Origin of the sequence: Deinococcus psychrotolerans, from assembly GCF_003860465.1 — a bacterium.
GTDB lineage: Bacteria > Deinococcota > Deinococci > Deinococcales > Deinococcaceae > Deinococcus > Deinococcus psychrotolerans.
On record NZ_CP034183.1, the window covers coordinates 956,859 to 982,209 of the forward strand.

Below are 25,351 nucleotides of genomic sequence, written 5' to 3' on the forward strand. Positions count from 1 at the left end.
AAATGATTGACGAGTAAAACTGCCCCTCCGCATTCGTCACTTGAATAAGTAAAGCGGCGATACCCTAGAAGAGGTATCGCCGCTCAATGCATTCAAGTTTAGGGAAGTTTCAAGTCAGGCGGAATCAGGACACTGTCAATGACATGCACCACGCCGTTGCTAGCTTTCATATCCACAGCCGTAACGGTGGCGTCGTTGATCTTGACGTTGTTGCCGTCTTTGGTCACGTTGAGGCTCTGGCCTTCAGCGCTGGCAAGTTGAGTGGAGCCGGTCACTTGTTCGCCGGTCAGGTTGCCTGCAACCACGTGGTAGAGCAGGACTTGCTTAAGGAGCTCCGGATCCGAGGCGATTTTGGCCAAGGTATCGGGATCGACTTTAGCAAAGGCCTCGTCGGTGGGCGCAAACAAGGTGTAGGTGCCGCCCATCAGCGTTTCGGTGAGGTCTGCGTCACTCAGCAAGGAGCGCAGGGTGCCGAAGCGGTCGTCATTGACAATCACATCATAAATGGTGTTGTCGCCCATGCTGGTGTCGGACATGGTGGCGTCCGCCGCCGTGTCGACCGTGGTCGTATCAGCCATAGTTGTATCAGCCGTGGCCGTATCCGCCGCAGCGGTCTCAGTGGTGGCAGCCGCCGTATCAGCAGCAGCAGTGTCAGTAGCCGCCGTATCCGTGGCGACGGTGGTGTCCACGCTCATCTCGCCGCTGTCTACAGGCATAGGCATGGTCAGCGGCGTGGCGGGGATAGAGCTGGGCGTCGCGGCTGCGGGAGCCTGAGCCATCTCAGCGGGCATCGCATCTGCAGGAGCAGCAGCATCCGACATTCCAGTATCCGTGGACGCGGCGTCGTCTGCCATGCCGTTATCGCTGGTCATGGTGTCGTCTGTGGCTGCGGGCGCTGGGGCCGGAGTCGCCGCCACTGCTGGCGCGGCGGGCTTCATAGCCGTCATCGGCGGCAGCAACACGGTGTCCACCACATGAATCACGCCGTTGCAAGCGGGCACGTCAGCCTGCACCACATTCGCGCCGTTGACCATCACTTTGCTGCCCATCATCTGGACGCTGAGGGTAGCGCCCTGCGCGGTTTTGATGCTCTTGAGGTTCATGACCTGTTTGGCATTCACCTTGCCCGGCACCACGTGGTAAAGCAGCACCGACTTGAGCAGCGCCGGGTCATTGAGAACGCCCGACAGCACGTCGCTGGGGAGTTTATTGAACGCCGCGTCGGTGGGCGCAAACACCGTGTACTGCCCGCTCTTGAGGGTGTCCACCAAGCCTGCGGCTTGCAGCGCGACCAGCAGGGTGCTGAACTGGGCGTTGTTGGCCACTGTATCGGCAATGCTCATGCACTTGGCAGCGGGCATCGCGGTGGGTTTGGTGGTGGGCTTGGCTCCGGCTCCGCCCGCAGACGCGGCAGAAGCAGCCATCAAGCCGCACGACAGCAAAACGATCATCTTTCTATGCATCTTATTCACCTCTAAACGTAAATTTAACAATCCTAACCAACACTACGTTCTAAGTCGAAAGCGCGTTGGCGGAATGGGAATAGGATACCTTAGCAAAACTTCATTTCTATTTGGGTTAAATCTCACTCTTTACTCACTTATCGGTGCGGGCGTCCCCAAGCACTGGTCAGAATATAAGCGAGCCCACCCAAAACGCCGGCCGTCAGCGCGAAACGCAGCACACCGAGCAGCAGCGAAGCGGTGGTGGTCAGGACTTGGCCGAGTCCCGATACCAACTCGCCCAGCAACCACAGCGCCGTCAAGCTCAGGAGCGCGGCGAGAACAAGGCCCAGTACCGCCAGCAGCAAACGAATCATCACACGCAGTGTAGAGCGAAGTTGACGTCACACCGTAAATGTAAAGCGTCGCCAGCGCCACACCGCTTGTCTGCCGCTCAGTCCGGCAGCACTTTGCCGAGCGCCCAGATGCTCAAGCCCAGCGCTGCGCCGTAACTGAGATGTGCGCCGAGGCGGTTGAGATGTCCGCGCACATCGCTGCTGGCCGGGCCGTCTTGCAAGCCGAGAAACGGCACCAAAGTCTCGTCTACGGCGATCCACAGTGCCGCGCCGAACAAGCTGCCACTGAGGGGGTTCGCGCCGCGCTGGGCGGTCAGTGCGCCGTAGAGTGCGCCGCTGCCCGCGCCCATCCCCCAATGCACCGCTTCACTCAGAGAAGCGCGGGCATCTCGGCTGGGGGTTTTGTGGGCAATCAGCTCGTAAGCAAAGCGGCCCAGCGCCGCCGTCGGGCTTTCGCCGTTTTGGTGTTGCTGGCCCAGCGGCGAAATGACGCTTTGGTCGGGTTGCGGCTTTTGTTTGTCCGCGCCGGCTTGGGGCGGCTGCACCAGCGGAGCGATTTTCGTCCAGTATTGACCCATCGCCAGCGTGCCGACCAAGCTGCCAGCCAGGCCCAGCAGCGCTCCCCGGTACGCGGGCGAGGGCTGAGAAGACAGCTCGATCAAACCGAAGCGGCGCAGCAAATGGGTGGTCAGTGAAGTCTTAGAGCGCGGAGTCCGGGTCATGCTCCAAAGTAAACCGCTGCAACCCTCGGGGCGCGGCAGATAAAGGCTTGCTGAATGCTCAGCGGGCAGGATTTAGCGCCCAGAAGAAGTTGGCTCGTCAGCGGCGGGCGGGTTTTTCTCGAGACCGTTCTGGTTCCAGACTTGCTGCGCCCGCGCTTTTTGACGGGTGGATAAAGTTCTGACCGGTTCCCTGCCTGACCCAAGCAGCCCGGTAAGCCGCAGCAGCCCCAGCACCAGCACCGAAGGCAGGGCCAGCACCGACAGCGCCGCGCTGCCCGCTGCACGGCCCAGCGGCGGCGGCCTGAGCGGCAGCGGCGGACGCGGCGCGTGGTGCGGCGGATGTATCGGGCGGCGCTCATGCAAGCCCAGTGCGGCGGCTTTGGCGGTGCTGGCCCTGCCCTGTACGCCCGCGAGTTGTTCTTTTTCGCCGGGGCGCTGGCTGTAAACCCAAGTGACTTCCGCGCCAAAAAAGATCACCATGCTGGAAAAGTAAATCCACAGCAGCACCACGAACAAGGTGCTGGCCGCGCCGTAAACGCTGCCGGGGGTGGCGCGGGCAAAATACACCCCAATCGCCGCCTGCGACAGCACGAACAGCACCGCCGTGATGGCCCCGCCGGTCCAGACCTGCCGCCACTTGAGATTCACGGCAGGCAGCCATTTGAAAGTGGCGGCAAAGACCGGCGTAAAAAACACCATCGCCAGCAAGCCGGTGCCCAGCCGCGCAAAGTTGGCTCCTTGCCCCACCGTGTCGCCGATCTGCTTGGTGAGGGCGGTCAGGTAGGTGTTGCCCGCAATGAACACCACCACCAACGCCCCGAACACCAGCACCATTAAAAAGCCGATCAAGCGGGTGCGGATCATGCCAAGAATTCCCGGCGCGGGCTTGACGTCCCACAAGGCATTGAGTGCGCCTTGAAGTTGCAAGAACAAGCCGGTGGACGTGAGAAATAAAGTGGCGAGGCCGGTGAAAATTGCCAGGGTGTTGGCACTGGGATTGTCAAATTGGTCGCTGATATTCTTAACGAACGATCCCACAAACTGAGAGATATTCTTGGACGTTTCCGGGTCGCCGCTGCTGCCCAGAGCATTTTGCACCACGTCGGTAAGCTGCTGGGTAATGGCGGCGCGGTCTTGGCCTTGAAAGACGATCCCGGCCACCGTGACGATCAGGAACAAAATCGGCCCAACCGAAGAAATGGCGTAGTAAGCCAGAGCGGCGGCCAGGCGCGGCGCGTTGTCTTGGTTAAAAGCGCTCACCGCGTCTTTGAGCAGCTCGAATAGGGTTTTTAGCTTGGGATTCATCCCCCACAGTATGAAAGCTGAAGCGGCGTGCTGCCTAGCAGGGCGGGGCAAGCGCCTCCTTTATCTGCCGCCGCCGCTTACAGTTTTGTTTTGCTGCCCCTTGCTCTTTATGGTGTCGCCACCCGCTGTTTTGCCGCTCCCCCTGCGCCCACCTGCTAGACTCACGCCCCTGATGACCCGCAAGTTTTCTTCTGCCCGCTCTCCGGTTCAAAAAGCGGCGGCCAAGCAGGCCCAAGCCGTCCGCGACCAATTGCCACTCCAGGCCTGCATTCAGCCCAACGTTCCGGTGGCCGGCAACGCCGTGACGCTTTACAGTGACGGAGCCTGCGACACCCAGGCCGGGCACGGCGGCTGGGCCACCTTACTCAAGTACGGTGAGCACACCACCGAGCTGTGCGGCCACGCCGGGGGCACCACCAACAACCGCATGGAACTCACCGGCCTCTTGGAAGGCCTGAAGGCACTCAAGCGGCCTTGTCAGGTGCGGGTGGTGACCGACAGCCAGTACCTGCGCAAAGCCTTTACCGACGCTTGGATTCTCAAGTGGCAGCGCAACGGCTGGAGAACAGCCGGCGGCGATCCGGTGAAAAATCAGGATTTGTGGGAAGAACTCGTGGAGCAGGCCCACAAGCACGCCCTGACGTTCGTTTGGGTCAAAGGGCACGCGGGCCACGCCGAAAACGACCGGGTCGACGAGCTGGCGGTGGCCGAGCGCAAGAAACTGCGCCTCGCTTAAGGTGTAGGTTCTACGGAGTGAGCGCAGCACCGAATGTCAGGCCGCTCGACCCGCATCAGACAGCCTTCATGCTGGCCGCTTACCCTGAGCCGTATGAACCTTCTTCCCCGTTTTGCTGTGGTTGCCGCCCTTACGTTGGGCGCGGCCAGCTTTGCCCCCGCCCAAGCCGCCGTGCTGTGGGCTGGAGCCGATTTGAGAACCAACGGCTTAGACGCCCACGTGGGCAGCGCCCTCCTGCCGATTCCGTTTATCGGCACGGTGGGCATTGAAGCGGGCGCGGCGACCAGCAGCGCGGCGGGCGGCCTGAGCGAAGTGCGGGCGGGCGGCACCCTGCGCGACCTCAATTTGCCGTTCACCGGCACCGACGCCTTCCTGAGCGGCGGGCTGGCTTATCACACGGCTGGCAACACCAATTCTGGCGTGGGCATTTATTTGGAAGGCGGCCTGCGCGGGCCGTTGGTGGGGCCACTCGGTTGGCGGGCCAGCGTCAAAACCGACACCAAGTCGGGCTTGAGCGCCGGCGCGGGGTTAGAAGTTCGGTTTTAAGCAGGCGGGTCGTGAACAGGTTGCTGGAAATGGGAAGGGATCAACCGCCAACGAGCACAGCTCAGCTTGCCCTTAAAAGCAGACGCTAAGGTAGCGGCCATGCGCCTTTGCTGCGGTTTTGCTCTGACTTTGACCCTCTTTTCCAGTGCTCACGCCGCCGCGCCTGAAATCGTGGTGGCGTATCCACCGGCCAACTCGAATGTGCCGTATGACCACGTGATTTTTGAAGGTCACGTCAGCCCCAGCGCCAGCTTGAGCGTCAATGGGCGGGCGCTGAATGTCGGCGCAGACGGCCTATTCATGGAATGGCTGCCGCTGAGCGCCGGCAAGAACGCCCTCAAATTGGTCAGCACACTCGGCAGCCAAAGCCGCGCCGTGATGTTCAATGTCACATTCAGCCCGCCCCGCGCCCTGAGTGCCAGACCGACCGCCATCAAAGCCGGCACGCTCAGCCCCGCTCAGCCGCTGACGCTGTATACCCGCGTGCCGCTTGAAGGGCGCAGCTTGGCGGTGGGCTTTCAGGGCTCGCCGGGCGGCAAAGCCAGCGTGACCGTGAGTGGCTGGGGGACTTTTCGCCTCACCGAGCAAGCCGCCAGCGCCCGCCCACCCAGAGCCGCCGGCTGGTATCAGACCACCTTGACTTTGCCGGAAAACTTGGCGCTCAGCGCTGCCGCAATCAAAGTGAGCTTGACCGGCACAGACGGCAAAACCGTGACGGCCACCGCCAGTGGCAAAGTGACCTCCAACCCCAGCGGCGCGGCGCGGGTGGCCGAAGTGAGCGCGGCGGACGTCGGCCTGGGCGTCAATCCCAGCACCAGCGCTTTTGCCACCGGCCCTGAGGCCACCGATCTACTGTTTCCCAAGCAGGGCCAGCGGCTGAGTGTTCTGGGCAATTTGGGTGAAGACTACCTGGTGCAGGGGCCGGGCGGCCTGGCCACCGCGCTCAAATCGGTCTTGACGCTGTTGCCCATCGGCACGCCGCCGCCGCAAGCCGCCGCAGGCACGCCGCAACTGCTCGATTTGCCGGATGAGTGGCAAATTCGGCTACCGATTGCCCAGCGCACGCCCCTGAGCCTGGAGGAAACTTCGGTTGGCTCCAACGCGGGCCTGACCCTGACGCTCGCCAGCGCCAGCTTGCCTGCTGGAAGGCTCGCCGCCGCCAACGCGCCGGAACTGAGTTGGATGCCGAGCGGTTCAGCACTGCAACTGAGCGTCAGGCTGCCGCAAGTTCAAAATTGGGGCTACTTTGTCAGCTATCAGCAAGGCGCACTGATCTTGCACCTGCGCAAAGCGCCCAGCCTCGATGTTGCCCAGCCGCTCAAAGGCCGAGTGATTTTGATCGACCCCGGACACGGCGGCTCGGAACTCGGCGGCGCGGGCAGCTTGGGTGAGCCGGAAAAAAACATCACACTGCCGATTGCGGCGCGGGTGGCAGACCTGCTGCGGGCGCAGGGAGCCGACGCCCGGTTGACCCGTGACCGTGACGTGCGGGTGGCGCTGTATGACCGCCCGCTGCTAGCCGAAACCCTCAAGGCCGATTTGCTGATCAGCATTCACGCCAACGCCCTACCAGACGGCGTTGATCCTCGGCAGCGGCGCGGCCTGGAACTCTACAGTTTTCACCCGATGACCTGGGGGCTGGCCAGCGCTTTGCTGCGGAGTATCCCGCGCTCCGCGCCACAACTGCGCACCAGCGCTCTGCCGCCGCTGAGCGTGCCGGGCCTGCGGGTCAGCAGTTTGGCCCTGACCCGCCCGACTTCGCAGCGCAGTTTGCTGATCGAAATGGCTTACCTAACCCAAGCGGATGATTTGAGGCTGCTGATGAGCGGTGCGGGCCGCGAGGCTTTGGCGCAGGGCATCGCGCAGGGCATTGCCGACGATTACGCGCAGCAAGCCCAGTATCAAATTCAGCGCCAGAGCGCTCAGCCCACGCCCACCGCTCCCCAGCCGTTTCCCGAACTGACACCGTTGCCCCGTGCGCCGCAGCCGGACGCGCCGCTGGTGCCGTTGCCCGCGCCCAGCCTTCCAGCGACGCCCATTCCGGTTTTGCCTCCCCCGCCCATCTCAGAGCCTTAAGCGCTCATCAGCGCCTGGTCACCCCCGTCATTTAGACTGAGCGGCATGAACAAATTGTTGCCCCTTTTACTCTTGGGCCTTCTGTCACTGCCCGCTGCGGCGCAGAGCACCTTGCCCGAAATTCCGCCCGTTGGCAGCCAGCCTGCGGTGCCGCTGTCCACCTCGGCCCCAACCCTGCCAGACACCAATAACATGGCCGCGCGGGCGGTCAGGTCAATGGAAGGGGTCAGCGCCATCTTACAGATTCCGCGCACGGTGGGCACTGAATTCAGCATCAGCCTGACGCTGAAAAACGGCCAGCTCTCACCGATGAATTTCAGTGCCGGACGCGACAGCGATCAAAACTGTGCGGCAGTTCCCAGCATCCGGGTGCTGCAAGTCGGCACGCGGGAAGTGGTCTATCCGACCGGCGATAAGCGCATTTGCACGCAGGAAATGGTTGAACGCACCGCAGCGGCTGGCGGCAGCGCCACCTTTGAGCGCACCCTCAAGCTGCCAGCGGGCGAGTACATGGTGGAAGGCTGGTTTCAGGGGTTCGCCGGAGAGCCGGAACAAACCGCTAAAATCAGCGCCCAGCCGGTTCGTATCTCGGTGAAATAAGCCAGTTGGCGGAGTGGATGCATTTAGACCGCACACTGGTTGCATGACTGATGTAGACATCCATTTGGGCCAGCACCGTTTCTTGAGCCGAGCCGCCGTGATTCTTATTCGCGGCGGCAAGTTGCTGATTTGCCGCGAAAATGGGGCGTCTTGGTGCTACTTGCCAGGGGGCCGCATCAAAGCTGGTGAAGATAGCCTCAGCGCCGCCAAACGCGAAATACAAGAAGAAATGGGGCAAGCGGTGGGGCCACTCAAACTAAGCTACCTGCTGGAAAACTTCTTCGAGAATGAGGGCCAATTCACGCATGAAATCGGCTTTTACTATCTGGCCGAGTCACCGCCTGACTTGCCTGAGCAGCCGTTTGACAATCAATTTGACTTGACCAGTGCTTTTGAGTGGGTCAGCTTGGAGCGCTTAGAAGAAGCTCAACTGATGCCGCCATTTTTGCGCTCCGCTCTCCTCAACTTGCCGAGCGAGGGCGTGCGGCATCTGGTGTCTCGGCGTTAGCTACCCTTACGCTCAGGCCTTACTCAAATTGGCAAACTTGACGATCAGCTTTTTGGTGCCCGCCGAAGCGAAATGCACCGTGACTTCCTGCTTGTCGCCCACACCTGCCACCGCCAAGACTTGCCCTTCCCCGAATTTGGGGTGCTTGACTTTCTCGCCGCCCCGGTACGCCATTTCCGAAGTCAGCGGGCTGGTGTTTTTCACGGCGCTGGGCGCGGTTTGCGGGCCAACGGGCCTGAAGTCGCGCCAAGTCTTTTGCTTGTAGTCGATTACCCGCCCGTAAGGATCGATGCTGTCAAAGCCGTCGCCCAGTTCCTCCAAAAACCTACTGTCCTCGGCGCTCTTGGTCTGGCCGTACTGCATCCGGTTTTGCGCGGCGCTCAGAAAGAGCCTGTCCATCGCCCGCGTGATCCCGACATAAAACAGCCGCCGCTCCTCCTCGATGCCGCCCTGCTCATTGAGGCTGTTGCGGCTGGGCAGCAGCCCTTCTTCCACGCCCACGATAAACACGCTGGGAAACTCTAGGCCCTTGGCGTTGTGCATGGTCATCAGTGTGACGGCGTCTTCAGGCTGATCTTTGTTTTCAATTTTGGTTCGCATATCGTCCACGCTGGAGAGCAGCGCGGCGTCATCCAAAAACTCGGCAATGCCGCCCTCGTTCTCGCGGCTCCATTCCTCGGCGGCGTTGACCAGTTCTTCCAGGTTCTCCAGGCGCACCTGGCCTTCTTGCCCTTCCTGGCGCAGCAGATCGAGGTAGCCGCTACTTTCGATCAGGAATTTGAGGAAACTGGCGGGCGAGTAATTGTCGGCGGCCTCAGAAAAGGCTTCCATCAACTTGGCAAATTCGACGGGCTTGCTGGCTCCACGCTCCAGAATGCTCTCGGCGTTGGCGCAGGCGGTCAGCAGTGAAGTGCCGTTGATCTGCGCCCAAGTCAGCATCTTTTCTAGGGCCGTGTCGCCGATGCCGCGCTTGGGCCGCCCGATGATGCGGCGCAGGGCCACGTCGTCGACTGGGTTGATGCTCAGGCGGGCGTAGGCCAGGATGTCTCTGATCTCGCGCCGGTCATAAAAGCCGACTCCACCGACGATCTTGGCCGGAATGGAAACGCGCCGCATTGATTCTTCGATCACGCGGGACTGTGCGTTGGTGCGGTACAGCACTGCCATTTTGCTGAACGGCTGGCCCTCGGCGTGCAACCGAGTCACCCACTCGGCCACGAAATCACCTTCGCCCCGGTGGTCGTTGGCGCGGTGAAACATCACCGGCATTCCGTCTTCTTTGACGGCCAGGAGGGTTTTCTCTAAGCGTTCGGTGTTGTTTTCAATCAGTTTATTGGCGAGGCCAAGCACGCGGGCGCTGGAACGGTAGTTGTGCTGAAGCATGTAGACTTTGGCACCCGTATAATCTTTTTGAAAGTCGAGAATATTTTGAATATCTGCGCCGCGAAACTTGTAAATCGATTGATCGGGGTCGCCCACCACAAGCAAATTCTTGTCTCTTGAAGCCAGCAGCCGCGTCAATTCATATTGCGCTTTGTTGGTGTCTTGGTACTCGTCCACATGAATAAATCGGGCCCGGTCTTGCACCTTTGCCAGCACGCCCGGCACTTCCTGAAACAGCCGCACCGTTTCGGTAATAAGGTCGCCAAAATCAATCGCGTTCTGGGCTTTTTTGCGGGTTTCGTAGCGCCTGAACGCCTCAGCGGCAGCGTCGCGTGGCAGGCCGCTGATATACGGCTCCGGCCACTTGTCCAAGTCGTTCGGCGAGCGCAGATTGCTCTTGGCTTTGTCGATAATGCTTCTCAAGACGCGGGGATGGGTATCGGGGCCGATGCCGGGAATACTGCCCATGATTTCTTTGAGAATATCGAGTTGATCGTCGTCGTCGTAAATGACAAAGCCGCGCTTCAGGCCGATGTATTCGCCGTAGGCCCGCAAAATCCTTACGCCTGCCGAGTGAAAGGTGCTCATCCACAAGCGCTCTGAGCCGGGGATCAGATGCGAGGCGCGTTCGCGCATTTCGGCGGCGGCTTTGTTGGTAAAAGTCACGGCCAGAATCTGGCCCGCGTCGACCTGATGCGCCTGAATCAGATGGGCAATCCTGTAAATCAGGGTGCGGGTTTTGCCGCTGCCCGCGCCTGCGATGACCAGCGCCGGGCCTTCGTAGTGGGCGGCAGCCTCGGCCTGATTGGGGTTGAGTTCGGAGAGAAGGTCACGCACAGTCATCGGCAGAGTCTAGCGCGAAGGCGGCGGGATTACGCTGTGGGCAGAAGGCCTCAGTCGGTGAAGCGCAGCAGATACCCGTCGGGGTCGAGCACCAGAAATTCGCGCTGCTCATGCTCGGTGCCGCCTTCCAGATAAATTGAAGTCTTCATCGGCACATAAATAGGATAGGAGTCCGCTTCCAGCCGCTTGTACAGCGCGTCCACATCCAGCACGCTGATTTGAAAATTGATCCCGCGCCCCAGCGGATAGTCCAGCGCTCCGGTTTGCCAAGAGCCGCCCTCACGGATTTGCGAGAGCATCCACTGAATGCGGCCCAAGCTGAGGTAAACAAAGCCGGGGCGGGTGTAGTTGACAGTAAAACCGAACAAGCGGGTGTACACGTCTTGACTGTGCGCCAGATCGCGGACATCTAACTCCGGCACCAGCGCGGCCCACTCGGTGATGGGAACATGGGAAAGGTTGGCTTCGGTCATTCGCCCAGTGTAGCTATCCGAACTGGAGACTCGCGGTGCAGGCAGTTGGCGCAGACCCAGTCGTCCGGCCTGGCGACGCCGAATAAGCGGCGATATTTGCACCTTCGCAGCCGAACCTCAATTTCGTCTATCACCAGCCTGATCAAATACAAACCAACCACAAGCACAGATCCACCACCCCGCTTGGTGCGTGGAGTGAAGAGTAAACGCGCAAAGGAGAAAGGCTCGGCTGGAGGAGGCAGCGGGAATTCAAACTGCGGCAAACCCCGCTGAGGCACCTCGCCGCACAGGGCCGACCATCTCAGCATCGGGTAGCGGCAGCGCGAGCATTCGTGCCAGATGTCAACTTCGGCGGGCCGCACGGGGCGGCGTCCAGTTGGTGGGGGCGGCGCGGCAGACATCAAGCCAGTTTAGTGTCCGCACGCTGACCCATTTTCATCTTGTACTCTGTGCCAATGCTTTCATCCCCCCACCACGCCATTCGCACCGCGCTGCAAAGCGTTGTGGTGGCAATGTTGGTGCTGGGTCTCAAATCTCTCGCTTACTGGCTGACCGGCAGCGTGGCGCTGTATTCCGACGCCTTGGAGAGCATCATCAACGTGGCGGCGGCGGGCGGGGCTTACTTCGCGCTGCGGGTCAGTGCCCGCCCTGCCGACGCGGGCCACCCTTACGGCCACAGCAAAGCCGAGTATTTTTCGGCGGTGTCCGAGGGCGTGCTGATTGTGCTGGCCGCGCTGAGCATTCTCTGGACGGCCTACCCGCTGCTCTTCAACCCGCACGAAGTGAAAGCGCCGCTGCTGGGCCTGCTCATCAGCTCGGGGGCCAGCGTCATCAACTTTGTCTGGGCGGGCGTGCTGCTGCGCACCGGCAAAGCGCGGCGTTCTCCGGCGCTGGTGGCCGACGGGCGGCACGTGATGTCAGACGTGGTGACAAGCGTGGGCGTGCTGGGCGGCTTGCTGCTGGCCAAGCTGACCGGTTGGTTTATCCTCGATCCGCTCCTCGCCGCACTGGTGGCCCTCAATATCTTATGGAGCGGCTACGGCCTCGTCCGCGACAGTGTGGGCGGCTTGATGGACGCCGCCGTAGATCCCGACACCGAAAAACGCATCCGGCAGGCCATCAGCTTGGAGGGCGAGGGAGCCTTGGAAGCCCACGACCTGCGTACCCGCCACGCTGGAGCGCTCACCTTCGTGGAGTTTCATTTGGTGGTGCCCGGCGAGATGACGGTGGAAGCCGCCCACGCCATCTGTGACCGCTTGGAAGACGCCCTACAATTGGCGGTGGAGGGCGTGAGCGTCACCATTCACGTGGAGCCGCAGGAAAAAGCCAAGCACCAAGGGGTGTTGGTGCTGTAATCGGCAGCCCTCTCTACAAATGAAACCGAACGCTCGAACTGGCTTTGTCTAACAAACCAATTTACTTTTTGAAGTTATGATGGCTTCCATGACCCGCACCGCTCCCGCCACCGTTTCCTCTGCCACGCCGCCCAAAGACCAAGCGGGCGCAGCGCCAGAGGCTTCAATTCGCCTGACCTTACTGCTGCTTTCCGCGCTGACCATCATGGCGGGGGCCACCATCGCGCCCGCACTGCCGGCGATGCAAGCCCACTTTACTTCACAGCCTAACGTTCAATTGCTCGTCAAACTGGCGCTGACGATCGTGGGCCTGGCGATTGCGCTGAGCGCTCCACTCAGCGGCGTGCTGGCAGACCGCTACGGGCGGCGGCCCGTGCTGATCGGCTCGCTGCTCTTGTACGCCCTCGGCGGAGCCAGCGGCCTACTCGTCAGCTCGCTGGGAATGCTCTTGGTGGGGCGCGTCGTGCTGGGCCTCGCCGTCGCGGGCACCATGACCGCCAGCGGAGCGCTGATCAACGACTTCTTCAGCGGCCCAGCACGCGGTCAGTTTCTGAGTCAGCAAGCGGCCTTCAGCAGTTTCGGCGGCGCGGTGCTGCTGCCGCTCGGCGGGGTGCTGGCGGGCGTTGGCTGGCGTGCTCCGTTCGGCATTTACTTGGTGGCGCTCTGCTTGCTCCCGTTGGTCTTCAAGTTGCCTAGGGGCGTGCCCAAGCCCCATCACAGCCTTGACCTCGGTGAAAGGCCGCGCTGGGCCGCCATCGGCCTGGTCTACGCTCTGGCGCTGGCTTATATGGTGGTGTTTTATTTGATGCCCGCGCAGGGGCCATTTTTGATGAAGTCCTTGGGAGCCGCGCCCGCCAGCACCGGGCTGCTGCTCGGCACTTTTACGCTGGTGGCGGCGGTGACTTCGCTGCTGTACTCGCGCTTTTCGGGCCGCTTCGATCCGCGCCGGGTTGCGGCACTCGGCTTTTTGCTGCTGGCGGCGGGCTGGAGTGTGGTGACGCAGGCCCACAGTATTGCCGCTCTGCTGCCCGCGCTGGTGCTGGGCGGCCTCGGCGGCGGCTTGGTGCTGCCCAACCTCTACACCTGGCTGGCCGACATCACCCCGGCGGCGTGGCGTGGGCGCATCGTGGCGGGCATGAGCAGCGCGGTATTTTTGGGCCAGTTTCTCAGTCCGCTGCTGCTGGCCGCGCCCAACGCCCATCCCGCGCAGGGCTTCGTGTGGGGTTCTCTGGCGATTGCCTTCGTCGGCGCAGCGCTGCTGGCTCTGAGCTTTACGGGCAACAAGTTGAAAGCGCCAAATCAAGCGGCCTGACCAAGAGTTGCTCTCCTAATCGGCAAATTCAGCGCGTTTTCTTGAAAATAGACGGAAGGTCAGCTATGATTGTTACCCAACAAGCGCTGAACCAAAGGCTGTGAGGAGTTTTCAAAACGGCGTTCCGCCACTTCGTTATTCTTTTGAGCCAAACTTGAGGAGACAGGATGGGCAACGTCCGGCACGGTAAACCGAACAGGTGGCAAGTGATGCTGGCAGCGGGCGCGTTGCTGAGCAGTGGACAGGCTCAATTTTTCACCCCTTCCTTTCAAAATTACCAGAGCTTCGCGCAGCGCTCGGTGGGGTATGTGGCGGCCACCGTCAGACCCGATTTCACCGCCAAGGTGGTTCAGCAGGCCCTTAAGCCCCCCGCCACACCCATCAAGTACAAATACGAGCTTTCCAAAACCGATTTCGCCTTCAAGGGCGCTCCGACTCAGCAAAAGAACTGCGCGGCGATGGTGCAAAAGGCGAGCGATCAAAAGCAGATGGCCGACGCCTGTTTGCAACTTTTCAACGCGGCCCAGAGCATTCCGGAGTTTCGGAAAAACAATTTGGCCAGCGGACTGACCTTGCTGATCGGGATCAGTCTTCAGGTGCAGACCGGCGCGGAGCTGGGCGAGACTGAAACGGAAGCGTTGCAGCGCGGCCTCAATGACCTGCTGGTGGATTCCGGCGTGATGAAAGGCAAACAAAGCGATCTTCAGGCGATGTACGAAACGTCGGTGATGACCGGCGCACTGATCGCCGCCATTGCCCAAAGTGGCGCGGACGACGCCAGCGCTGAACTGAGCACCACCGCCAAAGCGCTGGCCGCCATCGTCTTGAAGGGCATGAAACTTTGAGCGAGCCTCAGGCCACAACCCCCGCCTCACCCCGCTAGACTCTTAAGCTATGCGCGTCGTTCTCAAACTCGGCACTTCGGTGCTCACTGGCGGCTCTGACCGCCTCGACCGGCCCCGTATGGTGGATTTGGTGCGCCAGATCGCGGCGCTGCAATCCGGTGGGCACCAAGTCATTTTGGTCACGTCGGCGGCGGTACTGGCAGGCTGGGAAGCGCTGGGGTTTCCGCCGCGCACCCGCACCGTGGCCGAAAAACAACTGCTGGCCGCAGTCGGTCAGGGCGTACTGATGCACACCTACGCGACCCTCGCCGAGATTTACGGCCTCAAGGTGGCCCAAGTGCTGCTGACCGCCGCCGACTTCCGAGACCGTACCCGTTACCTGAATGCCCGCACCACCCTCGACAGCTGCTTGGCGCGGGGCGTCCTGCCGATCATCAACGAAAACGACGCGGTGGCCACCGCCCAGCTCAAAGTGGGCGACAACGACACGCTGTCGGCGTTCGTGGCCAACCTCGCCGAAGCCGATTTGCTGGTGATTCTCACCGACGCGCCGGGCCTGTATACCGCCGACCCGCGCACCCACCCCGACGCCGTGCTGATTCCCGAAGTGAGCAGCATCGACGCTTCGGTGTGGGCTTTGGCAGGCGGCGCTGGCTCGCATAGAGGCACTGGCGGAATGCACACCAAGATTCAAGCCGCCGAAATCGCCACCCGCGCCGGAACGCCGGTTATCGTGGCCCCCGGTGACGCCGAGAACGCCCTGCTGCGGGCAGCGGCGGGCGAGGCCATCGGCACCCGTTTTGTGGCGGGCGGCTCCAGGCTCGAAGCCCGCAAGCGCTGGATTCTGGCTGAAATTGCCAGCGGGCGGGTCCTACTCGACGAGGGAGCGGCCTCAGCGCTGCGCCAGCGCGGCAGCAGTTTGCTGGCCGTGGGCGTGCGCGGCGTGGAAGGCGATTTTGAGCGCGGCCATACCGTGCGCCTGTTTGCGCCCAGCGGCGAGGAGATCGCACGCGGCCTGACCCGTTACCGCTCAGCGGATTTGCGCCGCATCGTGGGCCTCCGCAGCAGCGCCATCGAGGCTGCACTGGGCTTTAACCAGGGGCCAGAAGTGGTGCACAGAGACGATTTGGTGTTGCTATAGCACGGCGTTTAGGCCGCTTCCAGCACCTGCGCCAACACTTTGCCGTCCGCACTCTGCACCAGGTATCTCCCCTGCTCCCTCGCCTGCGCCCACTTCAGCAACTCGAGCAGATCATCAGACTCGCGCAGCACGTCGTTGTCGCCGCTCCCGTCCCAGAGTAGGCGGTAGGCTTTGGCCTCGGCGGGCGCTTCCCAGCGAACCCCACTGTCTTCTTTGGTAAACGCTCTTGACATGTTGTCATGATACCGCTGACAAGCCGCGACTGGGTAAGAAGTTCGGTCTTCAAGCGTTCATGAAGCCTGCTTAACGGCTGTCCAGCAGCGCTTTGAATCGGCGCAGCACTTCCTCGATGGTCTCCATGCTCACGGCGTAACTCAGGCGCACCCGGCCCGGAGCGGCGAAGTCGGTACCGGGCACGACAGCCACCCGCGCTTCGTCCAAGATGATCCTCGCGGCCTCCAGTTCGTCGGGATGAATGGACGTGGTGTCGGCCATCACGTAGAACGCGCCCTGCGGAGTGGGCGTCGGCAACCCCAGATCGTTGAGGCCCGCCACGATCCGGTCACGGCGCTCCCAAAAGGCGGCACGGCTACGTTCAATAAATTCGTAACTGTCGCTGATGGCCGCCACCGCCGCCCACTGGGCGATGCTGTTGGCGTTGCTGGTGCTCTGGCTCTGAATGGCGTTCATGGCCTGAATCAGCGGCAACGGCCCCGCCGCGTAGCCGATGCGCCAGCCGGTCATGGCGTAGGCTTTGCTGGCACCGTTAATGGTCAGGGTGCGCTCCGGAGCGAAGCGGGCAATGCTGACGTGCTGGGCGTCGTAGACGATGTGCTCGTACATCTCGTCGGTGATGATCAGCAAATCTTTTTCACGGGCCAGCTCAGCCACCGCCCGTAAGGTCTGTTCCGGATAGACCGCGCCGGTCGGATTGCTGGGGCTGTTGATAACGATCAGCTTGGTCTTGGAAGTGACGGCAGCCCGCAGCGCCTCCGCGTCCAACTGATAACCGCTTTCGGGCGTGGTCGGCACCGCCACCGGCACGCCGCCTGCAAAAGACACTATTTCGGGATAGCTGACCCAGTACGGCGCGGGAATCAGCACTTCATCCCCCGCATCGAGCAGCGCGAAGAAGGCGTTGAACAGCGCTTGCTTGCCGCCGCTGGTGACGGCCACCGCTTCGGGCGCGTAGGTCAGGCCGTTTTCGCGCTGGAGTTTGGCGGCAATCGCTTCACGCAGTTCAGGAATGCCGCCCACGTTGGTGTACCGGGTTTTGCCGGCATCCAAAGCCGCTTTGGCCGCCGCCACCACATGCGGCGGGGTATCAAAATCCGGCTCCCCCACCGACAAGGAGAGAATGTCCACGCCGGAGCGCTGGAGTTCGAGCGCCCGCGACGTGACCGCCACCGTGGAAGAAGGCTTGAGACTTTGCACTTTTTGCGAAAGTGAAATATGAATCGGCGTCGTCATGACCGCATCATAAGCGTCCAGACCCCTGAACCTTGGGGCGGCGTCTGGAGTGGGAAAAGGCGCTGCTCACACCTCCAGATTTGCCTGCATCACTTCTTTTTCATGCCCGCTCCTCCAAAACTCCCTATACTGAGCGGCGATGCCCAACAGCAACGCAGAGATGGCCCCGAATCTGGCACCCCGTTCGGCGTGGCCCAAGGTTGTTTTGGATTTGTGTTTGGCTCAAGGTTTAGGGCCCCAAAATTCAGTCCGAGGCCGCCGAGTTCCAAGCCGCCGCGCCGCCGCCTTGCTGGTCGCGCTGAACCTCACACTGAGCGCCGCACAAACCGCCGCGCCGGCTGCTCCAAGCTCCACGCCTCCGGCGACCACTGCCCCGAGCGTTCCCGTCCCCGCGCCCGCTGCCGGCTTACCCGCCAAGCCGAGGCCGCCTGCCGCCAATTATGTGGCGCTGGGCGTGCTGTACTACGACCAAGGCAATTTCGGCGACGCTTATCTGGCGTTCCGCGCAGCGGCGGAGGCCGATCCGTCTGTCAGCGGAGCGCTCTTGGGGTTGGGACGCACCCAGTCGCGGCTGCGGCTCTACGGCCCAGCGCTCGACACCCTCAAAAAGCTGGTGGCACAAGACCCGCGCAATGTCAGCGGCTACTTGGCTCTGGCGCAGGCGTACCAAGCTCAGTATGTCGGCACCTCCGACCGCAGTCCTATTTTGGGCAACTTAGACGCCGCCCTCAAGGTGCTGGATGCGGGCGAAGCGGCGACACGCGGCGGCGAAAGCGATAAGCTCGATCTCAATTTATCTAAAGTTTATAATGAGCGCGGCTATATCTACCGTTTGCAGCAGCAAAGTGATAAAGCCATCGAAACATTCAAGAAAGCCAACACCCTCAATCCTGACAACGGCATCATCTTATACAATATCGGCGACATGTATTACGCCACTGGTGATATTCCGCAGGCGCTCAATTATTTACAGTTGGCCGTCATTGCTGATCCCAGCGATCCCTTCAACCGAGCTTATTACGCCAAGTTGTTGGCCCTGAGCGGCAACATCAACGCCGCCAAATCTGAAGCGGCGCAGGCGGCCCGCGTCGCGCCTCAAAATCCGTATGCGGTGGGTCAATACGGGGTGGTGTCGTATTTGGCCAAAGACGCCAAAACCGCCCGAACTCAGCTCTTGGCCTCGATCAAACTCGATCCACTGCGTTATCCAGAGTTCTATTATTATATGGGCCGCTTAGAGCTCGATCAGGGCAACTTAAAAGAAGCCCGCAACAATCTCACCAAGTCAGTGGCGTTGGCCAGCACCACACCCGAGTACCTGTATTACTTGGGTCTTTCTTACGAGCGGTCTGGACAAGACGCCGCCCCCGATAAAATTAAGGCGCTGGATTCTTACAGCCGCGCCGCTCGGCTCGCTCCCAATTATCAATTGGCACTCGACGGCGTACAGCGGACGCGGTGAGACGACTTGTCACAAAAATGCGCTCCGTTTTACGAACTGCTTGACAGTTGAATATAAAATTCTCCAAGCTATCGATTAAACGAATTGTTTAATCTTGTTTCTGATTTTTTATAATTTTTAGCACCCCACCTTGGGCCACAGACCCGCACACCCCCGAGGCGGGATACTGCCGCTCGCATGTCTGCCGCTTTGCTTGCTTCTCCCGTTGCCACTTCGCCCACCGCCGCTGTCTGGTCGGTGGCGCTGCCGTTGCCGCTGCCAGCTTACGATTTTGCCGCGCTGCACGGCTCACAAGCGCTGCCACTGGGCCGGCGGGTGCTGGTGCCCTGGCGCGGCGACTTGGCGCTGGGCGTGGTGGTGGGCGGAGGCGCGGGCAGCGGACACAAGCTGCGCGAAGTGGCGGGTGTGTTAGACGAAGCGGCGTGGGTCGGCAAGGGCTTTTTGGAAGGCGTGGCCAGTCTCAGCGCCCTTTCGCGGGTGCCCACCGGCTTGCTGCTCTCGGACTTGCTGGGCGTCGGACTCACGCCGCGCTACCGTCACCGCGTCCGGGCTGTGCAGGACGCCGAATTGAGCGTCTTTGGGCCGCACACGCCCACTCCCGATTGGACAGACGCCAGTGCTTTTGCTCCAACCCTGCTTGATGCCGTGCGCGAACAAGGGCTATTGGAAGAAGATTTCACCCTGCTGCCGCGCATGACCAGCGTTTACAGAGCGCGGCCTTGGGCGCAGGTTCCCGCCGAGCAGCGCGTTCAGACCGCTTGGCAAGCCCTGCCTGCTAGTCCAGTTGCGCTGACAGCCCGGCAACAAAAAGCTTGGGAATGGCTGCGCGAACATGGACCGGTCAGCGGCCTAAGCGAGTGGGGGCGGCGAGCGGGCGTGGGCAGCAGCGTGGTGATGGCGGTGTTGCAGCGCGGCTGGGCCGAGCCGGTGCAACTTGACGCTCAGCTACCCCACGCTTGGGAGGTGCTGCGGGCAGCTGGGCAATTTGAAACCCAGAGCGCCTGGGCGCAGGCCGCTGGCGTGTCGGGCAGTCAGGTTGCCGGTGTGCTGGCCCGCCGCTGGGCCGACAGCGTGGAAGTTCCCGCACCGCCGCCCGCTCTGCCGCTGCCTGCCGCCGCGCCGCGCCCTGTGCCCGATGATTTGCCCGAGGAGCTGGTGTGGCGCTTGCACGGCGGGCGTGACCGCGAGCGCTTCGTGCGCCTCGCCGCCCGCATTCGCCGCCGCTTGGAGCTCGGACGCGGCGTGCTGGTGCTGGCTCCCGAAGCCGCCACGCTGCGCCGCGCTTGGGATGCACTCAGCGGCCTGGCTGAGGAAACCGGTACACAGGCCGCGCTCTTTTCAGGTGTTCTCAGCGAAGTGCAGCGCGAACACACTTGGCAACTCATTCAGTCGGGCGCGGCGAGGCTGGTCATCGGCTCGGCGCTGGCGCTGCCCGCGCCCATCGCCGATCTGGCCCTGGTGGTGGTGATGGAAGAAGGCAGCGACGCTTATAAATTGCTGTCGGGCTCGGGGGTGTTCGTGCCGGACTTGGCCGCCAGAATGGCCCGCGCCCTGCAAACACCGCTGGCTTATGTCGGTACGGTTCCAGCAGTGGAAAGTGTGCCGCACGCGGGGGTGGTGCTAGACGCGCCGCGCAGTCGCCTGCATATCGTGGACTACGCCAACCCCGCCCCCCAACCCGAGATGGGGCCGCTCAGTGCAGTGCAGCTGCGCGGGTCTGGATCGGGCTACCCGATTTCGCACGACCTCGCCAAAGTGCTGCGCCAAGTCGCCGAGCGCGGGCGGCAAGCGGTGCTGCTGGCTCCGAGGCGCGGCTATTCGGCGCTGATTCGCTGCCCAGCCTGCGAACATACCCCGCAGTGCCGCAACTGCGATATTCCTCTGCGGCTGCACCAACACACCCGCCAACTGACCTGCCACCAATGCGGCTACGCGCAGGGCATACCTGAGCGCTGCGACGTGTGCGGCGAGATGATGTGGAGCGCCAAAGGCCCCGGCACCGAGTGGATTGCCGCCGAAGCGGGAACCCTGCTGTCGGGCTGCCCGGTCTACCGCTTCGACAAAGACCACCAAGACGACCTGACGCCTCTGATGAACGGGGAGAGCGGCGTGGTGGTGGGCACCCAAGCGCTGCTGTCGCAAGAAGCGCTGCCCAACTTGGCCCTGATCGGCATCACGCTGGCCGACACGTGGCTGAACTTATCGGACTTCCGCGCCTCGGAGCGCTACCACCGGCTGCTCAGACAGCTCATCAGTTGGCACCCCGAACGCGCTCCACTGCTGCTGGTTCAGACCTTTCAGGCCGAGCATCCAGCGCTCAGAAGCGTGGTGGACGGGCTCGACGCGCTGAGTTTTCCCAGCAGCGAGTACGAGTTGCGCCGGGCGCTGCACTATCCGCCGCACGCGACGCTGGCTCAGGTGCTGATCACCGCCCGCGATCAAAGCCGCGCCAGCGCCGGAGCCGATGAAGTGGCGCAGGCCTTGTTTGCCGCCGGAGCGACTTCCGCCGAAGTCTTGGGCCCAGCGCCCAGTCCGGTCACGCGGGTCAGGGGGCTGTATCCGTATCATCTGATGCTGCGGGTGCGTGACGAAGCGAGGCTTTCGGCGCTCTTGGAAGCGCTCAACCGCAGTTTCAAAGCGCGGGTGCGGGTGGACGTGACGCCGCGCGGCGGGCTGGGGGTATAAAAAAACTTCAAGAAGAAATGCCTCCCGGCACAGCGGCCCTGTGTTTGAGGACGGAGATTAAGTGTAAACTCAAGGGATGAACACGCTCCAAGGTCGCTACAAAGCCGAAAACCGCAATGGCGGGTATTTCATTAAAATTTTGGAAGATTACGGGCACCACAGCACCACCGTCAGCAAAGAAGACTGGCGGGCCGACATTGACACGCTGACCAGCGCCCTCACCGAGCTTGATCCGAGGGTAGAAGTCAACACCCAAGTGGGCAAGTTGGTTTGGCGTTTCTCGCGCCGCGACCGCGACAGCAACACCGGAGCCAGCGCTTACTTCCAGGGCCGCGCTCAGAGCATGGTGACGCCAACCGCGCGGCGCTGAGCCGATAAATTCAACACTTCACTCAACTTCAGCGCTCCGCCACCAACAGGCCTAAACTCAAGCTTCTTTTCGGCACCCGCATCACCGAGCCTTCGCTGCCGCCCAGCGCGAAGGTTTTTTGTTGCTCGGCGGCGGCGGGAATGCCGCACGGCAGAGGGTCGGCAAACCAAAATGGCAGGGCGATATTGAGTTTGGCAAGGTCACTGACCCGCCGAGACGCCGTGCTGACAAAAGCGGCCAGACGGCGCTGCGAGTCGGCGTAGACCAGTCGCCGCAGGGCCGCTCCCAAACTGACCCGGCCCGCTCCAGCTTCATACAAATTCAGAACCGTCTGGGCGCTCAAGCCATATTGGCGCTCGGCGGCTTGCAGCAGCGGCGCGGGCAACAGCAGCAGTCCGGCGGCGTGGTTGCACCACGCTTCGATGTGCGGCGCAGCTTCCTCGAATCCGCCGAAATGGTGCAGGAGCTCGGCCTCCGCGCCGCATTCCTTGAGCAGCAGGTGGGCGACTTCGTGCATGGCGCTAAAGCCCTGCCGTGCGCCGTATTCGCTGCTACTGAGGGTAATCAGTGGCGGCTCACCCCACACCAGCGAGTTGTGCTGGCTGGGCCGCACCCGGATGCCCAAATTGGCGGCCAGCAAGCGGAAGTCAGTCTGATACTCGGCTCCCGCGTGGACTTGCTCGACGTACTGGGTGAAGTGCTGAAACAGGTACTCGTCCACTTAGCTGCCCGCCCTCGGCTTGGTGTAGCGGCGAATAAAGCGGTAGTAATCCAGCCAGTCTTCCGGCGTTTCCGGCCCGCCGCCCCGGAAGCGTGCCCCGGCCAAGGTGTCTTGCCAATCGGCATCGAGCAACTCGGCAAATTTGTCACCGTACTCGGCAACGGCGTCTTGCAGCGCCCTCGGCATGATGGGCGAACCCAGTCCGGTGAGACGCAGCGCAGGCGCGATGGCTCCCACGTCTTCGGCGCTGAGCGAGAGCAGTTGGGCCAGCGGCATGAAGTATTTGCTGCGGCTGAGGTTGACTTTGCCGGTTTCCAAGTAACTCAGATAATTGGCGCTGCGAAGGCCCACCGCCGCTGCCACCTGCTCCTGACTCAGCTCCTTTTGCTCGCGGCGGCGGCGCAGCAGTGCCCCCGCTTCGGCAGGCGGGGCAGTCGACATAACACGTATCGTAAAGCCTCCATGCTGGGCGGTACAAGCAGCGAGAGAGTGGGGCCGCAGATTAGAAAGTGCAAGGGGACTGACAGTCGCCCGTGACCTTAACGAATACCCGCTAGCAATACGCACCAAAAAGTTTTAGACTCAGTACAAGTAAAAACCACAAGAAAGCACACTTTAGCCCTCACCCCACTCAGGAGGAATACCCTTATGCCCAGCTATAAAGCGCCACTCCGCGATTTGAAGTTTGTGATGTACGAAGTGTTGAAGGCCGACGAAGCCCTCAGCGCCATGCCGTATTACGCGGGCAACGAGACTGCCGACGCCGACTTGATGGATCAGGTCATGGAGGAAGCCGCCCGCTTTGCCGAAAATGAACTGTTGCCGCTCAATGCGGTGGGCGACCAGGAAGGCTGCGTGCGTGACGCACAGGGCAACGTGACCACGCCAACTGGCTTCAAGGCCGCTTACACCAAGTTCCGTCAGGCAGGCTGGACGGGCCTGGACGCCGATCCCAAATGGGGCGGTCAGGGCATGCCGCACGTGGTCAATATCGCCACTTCCGAAATGAATATCTCAGCCAACACAGCTTGGAGCATGTACCCGGGCTTGTCGCACGGAGCATATAGCGCCCTCGTGGCACACGGCAGCGACGAACTGCAAGCCCTGTACCTGCCCAAAATCGTCAGCGGCGAGTGGACAGGTACCATGTGCCTGACCGAGCCACACGCCGGAACCGATCTGGGCATCATCCGCACCAAAGCAACGGATAACGGTGACGGCAGCTACGACATCAGCGGCACCAAAATCTTTATCTCGGCAGGCGAGCACGATTTCACCGACAACATCATTCACCTGGTGCTGGCGCGTTTGGAAGGCAGTCCCGAAGGCACCAAGGGGATTTCGTTGTTCCTCGTGCCCAAATTCTTGGTCAACGAAAAAGGCGCGATTGGGGAGCGCAACGGCGTGGTGTGCGGCTCGCTGGAACACAAGATGGGCATTCACGGCAACGCCACCGCCGTGCTGAACTTTGACGGCGCAACGGGTTACCTGGTGGGCGAAATCAACAAGGGTATGAACAATATGTTCACCATGATGAACGCCGCCCGCCTCGGCACCGGGATGCAGGGTCTGGGTCTGGGCGAAATCGCTTACCAAAACGCGGTGGCCTACGCCAAAGACCGTCTCCAGATGCGCCACGAACCCCGCGTCACGCCCAGCGAAAAAGCCGACCCGATCATCAGCTACCCCGACGTGCGCCGGATGCTGCTGACCGGACGGGCTTACTCGGAAGCGGGCCGCGCCATGGCGCTGTGGCTGGCGCTGAGCTTAGATACCGAGCACCACCACCCCGACGAGGCCAAGCGCAAAGAAGCCGCCGACTTGGTGGCGCTGCTGACGCCCGTTGCCAAAGCCTTTATGACCGACAACGGCTTTAACATCGCTGTGCAAAGCCAGCAGGTCTTCGGCGGACACGGCTACATCCGCGAATGGGGCATGGAGCAGTATGTCCGTGACGCCCGCATCGGCATGATCTACGAAGGCACCAACAGCATTCAGGCGCTGGATTTGCTGGGCCGCAAAGTGCTGATGGACGGCGGCAAGAAGTTGCAGGGACTGGCCTCGCAGGTCGAAGCGCTGGTCAATGAAGTCGCGGACGACGAGGAACTGCAAGGCTACGCCGACCAACTCGGCAAAGCCGCCGGACAAATCGCCACCCTGACGATGGTGATCGGCCAAAAAGCCATGCAAAACCCGGATGAAGCCAACGCCGCCGCCGTGGATTACCTGCGCTACATGGGCCACGTAACCTACGCCTTCTTGTGGGTCAAGATGGCCAAAGTTGCGCTGGACGCCATAAAAGCGGGCAAAGACAAGGACGGCTTCTACAAGGCCAAGCTGCAAACGGCCAAATTCTACTTCGACAAACTCTTCCCTGAAACCAAAATGCTCTCGGCCACCATCAAAGCGGGCGGCGAGTCGTTGGACGTGGATATGGGCATGTTCGGCGTGGAAAAAGACCTAGCCACGGCTTAAGGTTCAATTTAAAGTGGCCCCTGCATTTGAGCGGGGGCCGCTTTTTTGGATCAATCAGCACTGAAATTGAATTTTCCTTTGATAGTAATTCCTTTGGTCGGAGTTGCTGTGAAGCTACCACTTAAACTCCGATTAAGAACACCGCCATAAGAAGCGTTCTCATCCAAGGCAGCGTAATTCACGGCAGGCGGCCCGTAGATGAGCAGCACGACGCTGATACTGCGCTTCGTTACCGATTTTTCCTCAACAGTGGAGGTCGTTTTCTTCAGTAAAACGGTCAAATTGGCTTTAGCATCGGCGCTGGAACAAGAAAAGCTCATATCGTCATTGATCTCCACAGGCCCGCCGCCTTGTCCTGTCGGATGACAGTTGAACGCGTAAATGCCGGAAGGCGTGACGGCAGTGGCCTCCAATGTTCCGTCATCGGGCTTGACAATGCCGCTTCCACACGCCGCCAAACTCAGCGTGAGCGCACTCGCCAAACCCAATTTTATTATTCTCATCATTTTCTTACTCTAGCAACCT

The 25,351-nt window shown here is 61.5% G+C and carries 24 protein-coding genes; 13 read left to right on the plus strand and 11 right to left on the minus strand.

Annotation, left to right across the window (positions count from 1 at the left end):
• Positions 1-98: 98 nt before the first annotated feature.
• From EHF33_RS04700 to EHF33_RS04715, 4 genes are all read right to left on the minus strand, one after another.
• Complete coding sequence (locus EHF33_RS04700) at positions 99-1,463, minus strand: fasciclin domain-containing protein (protein ID WP_124868329.1); 1,365 nt, start codon at positions 1,461-1,463, stop codon at positions 99-101.
• A 137-nt stretch (positions 1,464-1,600) separates the two neighbouring features.
• Complete coding sequence (locus EHF33_RS04705; protein ID WP_124868331.1) at positions 1,601-1,819, minus strand: hypothetical protein; 219 nt, start codon at positions 1,817-1,819, stop codon at positions 1,601-1,603.
• Positions 1,820-1,896: 77 nt separating this feature from the next.
• Positions 1,897-2,520, minus strand: coding sequence for a DUF1440 domain-containing protein (locus EHF33_RS04710; RefSeq protein ID WP_241191261.1), 624 nt, complete (start codon positions 2,518-2,520; stop codon positions 1,897-1,899).
• Between the two features lie 72 nt (positions 2,521-2,592).
• Entirely contained in the window at positions 2,593-3,825 is a 1,233-nt protein-coding gene (locus EHF33_RS04715; RefSeq protein ID WP_124868333.1) for a YihY/virulence factor BrkB family protein, read from the minus strand.
• A 172-nt stretch (positions 3,826-3,997) separates the two neighbouring features.
• Here EHF33_RS04715 and rnhA point away from each other — a divergent pair, with 172 nt between their 5' ends.
• From rnhA to EHF33_RS04740, 5 genes are all read left to right on the plus strand, one after another.
• Positions 3,998-4,561 carry a ribonuclease HI gene (rnhA, locus tag EHF33_RS04720; protein WP_124868334.1) on the plus strand — a complete coding sequence of 188 codons (564 nt, stop codon included), beginning with the start codon at positions 3,998-4,000 and terminating at the stop codon, positions 4,559-4,561.
• Between the two features lie 93 nt (positions 4,562-4,654).
• Entirely contained in the window at positions 4,655-5,107 is a 453-nt protein-coding gene (locus tag EHF33_RS04725) for a hypothetical protein (RefSeq protein WP_241191262.1), read from the plus strand.
• Positions 5,108-5,236: 129 nt separating this feature from the next.
• Positions 5,237-7,183 (plus strand): N-acetylmuramoyl-L-alanine amidase, encoded by a 1,947-nt coding sequence (locus EHF33_RS04730; protein ID WP_164473409.1) that lies wholly within the window; start codon positions 5,237-5,239, stop codon positions 7,181-7,183.
• A 45-nt stretch (positions 7,184-7,228) separates the two neighbouring features.
• Complete coding sequence (locus tag EHF33_RS04735) at positions 7,229-7,783, plus strand: hypothetical protein (protein WP_124868338.1); 555 nt, start codon at positions 7,229-7,231, stop codon at positions 7,781-7,783.
• 43 nt (positions 7,784-7,826) lie between these two features.
• Positions 7,827-8,291, plus strand: a complete 465-nt coding sequence (locus tag EHF33_RS04740; protein ID WP_124868340.1) for an NUDIX hydrolase — start codon at positions 7,827-7,829, stop codon at positions 8,289-8,291.
• 12 nt (positions 8,292-8,303) lie between these two features.
• Here EHF33_RS04740 and EHF33_RS04745 read toward each other — a convergent pair whose 3' ends face one another.
• On the minus strand, positions 8,304-10,517 hold the full coding sequence (locus EHF33_RS04745) for an ATP-dependent helicase (RefSeq protein ID WP_124868342.1): 2,214 nt from the start codon (positions 10,515-10,517) through the stop codon (positions 8,304-8,306).
• Positions 10,518-10,567: 50 nt separating this feature from the next.
• Positions 10,568-10,990 carry a bleomycin resistance protein gene (locus tag EHF33_RS04750; RefSeq protein ID WP_124868344.1) on the minus strand — a complete coding sequence of 141 codons (423 nt, stop codon included), beginning with the start codon at positions 10,988-10,990 and terminating at the stop codon, positions 10,568-10,570.
• Between the two features lie 455 nt (positions 10,991-11,445).
• Between EHF33_RS04750 and mntE the strand changes: the two genes are divergently transcribed.
• From mntE to proB, 4 genes are all read left to right on the plus strand, one after another.
• Positions 11,446-12,345: a manganese efflux transporter MntE gene (gene mntE / locus EHF33_RS04755; protein ID WP_124868346.1), complete on the plus strand. Its 900-nt coding sequence runs from the start codon at positions 11,446-11,448 to the stop codon at positions 12,343-12,345.
• Positions 12,346-12,433: 88 nt separating this feature from the next.
• A complete protein-coding gene (locus EHF33_RS04760; RefSeq protein WP_124868348.1) occupies positions 12,434-13,657 on the plus strand; it encodes an MFS transporter in 1,224 nt (407 codons plus the stop codon).
• Between the two features lie 167 nt (positions 13,658-13,824).
• Positions 13,825-14,502, plus strand: coding sequence for a DUF6683 family protein (locus EHF33_RS04765; protein WP_124868350.1), 678 nt, complete (start codon positions 13,825-13,827; stop codon positions 14,500-14,502).
• Positions 14,503-14,551: 49 nt separating this feature from the next.
• Positions 14,552-15,643 (plus strand): glutamate 5-kinase, encoded by a 1,092-nt coding sequence (gene proB, locus EHF33_RS04770; protein WP_124868352.1) that lies wholly within the window; start codon positions 14,552-14,554, stop codon positions 15,641-15,643.
• An 8-nt stretch (positions 15,644-15,651) separates the two neighbouring features.
• On the opposite strand, the gene EHF33_RS04775 is transcribed toward proB, so the two are convergent.
• Both EHF33_RS04775 and EHF33_RS04780 read right to left on the minus strand, forming a co-directional pair.
• Positions 15,652-15,876 (minus strand): hypothetical protein, encoded by a 225-nt coding sequence (locus EHF33_RS04775; RefSeq protein ID WP_124868354.1) that lies wholly within the window; start codon positions 15,874-15,876, stop codon positions 15,652-15,654.
• Positions 15,877-15,946: 70 nt separating this feature from the next.
• Positions 15,947-17,113 (minus strand): pyridoxal phosphate-dependent aminotransferase, encoded by a 1,167-nt coding sequence (locus EHF33_RS04780; RefSeq protein WP_124868356.1) that lies wholly within the window; start codon positions 17,111-17,113, stop codon positions 15,947-15,949.
• A gap of 139 nt (positions 17,114-17,252) precedes the next feature.
• Here EHF33_RS04780 and EHF33_RS04785 point away from each other — a divergent pair, with 139 nt between their 5' ends.
• The 3 genes from EHF33_RS04785 (at position 17,253) to EHF33_RS04795 (ending at position 21,630) form a co-directional block, all read left to right on the plus strand.
• On the plus strand, positions 17,253-18,575 hold the full coding sequence (locus EHF33_RS04785) for a tetratricopeptide repeat protein (RefSeq protein WP_241191263.1): 1,323 nt from the start codon (positions 17,253-17,255) through the stop codon (positions 18,573-18,575).
• A 177-nt stretch (positions 18,576-18,752) separates the two neighbouring features.
• Positions 18,753-21,260 carry a replication restart helicase PriA gene (gene priA, locus EHF33_RS04790; protein WP_124868358.1) on the plus strand — a complete coding sequence of 836 codons (2,508 nt, stop codon included), beginning with the start codon at positions 18,753-18,755 and terminating at the stop codon, positions 21,258-21,260.
• 76 nt (positions 21,261-21,336) lie between these two features.
• Complete coding sequence (locus tag EHF33_RS04795; RefSeq protein WP_124868360.1) at positions 21,337-21,630, plus strand: hypothetical protein; 294 nt, start codon at positions 21,337-21,339, stop codon at positions 21,628-21,630.
• A 28-nt stretch (positions 21,631-21,658) separates the two neighbouring features.
• Here EHF33_RS04795 and EHF33_RS04800 read toward each other — a convergent pair whose 3' ends face one another.
• A complete protein-coding gene (locus EHF33_RS04800) occupies positions 21,659-22,351 on the minus strand; it encodes an ImmA/IrrE family metallo-endopeptidase (RefSeq protein WP_124868362.1) in 693 nt (230 codons plus the stop codon).
• A complete protein-coding gene (locus EHF33_RS04805; RefSeq protein WP_124868364.1) occupies positions 22,352-22,792 on the minus strand; it encodes a helix-turn-helix domain-containing protein in 441 nt (146 codons plus the stop codon).
• A 207-nt stretch (positions 22,793-22,999) separates the two neighbouring features.
• Here EHF33_RS04805 and EHF33_RS04810 point away from each other — a divergent pair, with 207 nt between their 5' ends.
• Complete coding sequence (locus tag EHF33_RS04810; protein ID WP_124868366.1) at positions 23,000-24,826, plus strand: acyl-CoA dehydrogenase C-terminal domain-containing protein; 1,827 nt, start codon at positions 23,000-23,002, stop codon at positions 24,824-24,826.
• A 50-nt stretch (positions 24,827-24,876) separates the two neighbouring features.
• Here EHF33_RS04810 and EHF33_RS04815 read toward each other — a convergent pair whose 3' ends face one another.
• Positions 24,877-25,308 (minus strand): hypothetical protein, encoded by a 432-nt coding sequence (locus tag EHF33_RS04815; protein ID WP_124868368.1) that lies wholly within the window; start codon positions 25,306-25,308, stop codon positions 24,877-24,879.
• Positions 25,309-25,351 lie beyond the last annotated feature (43 nt).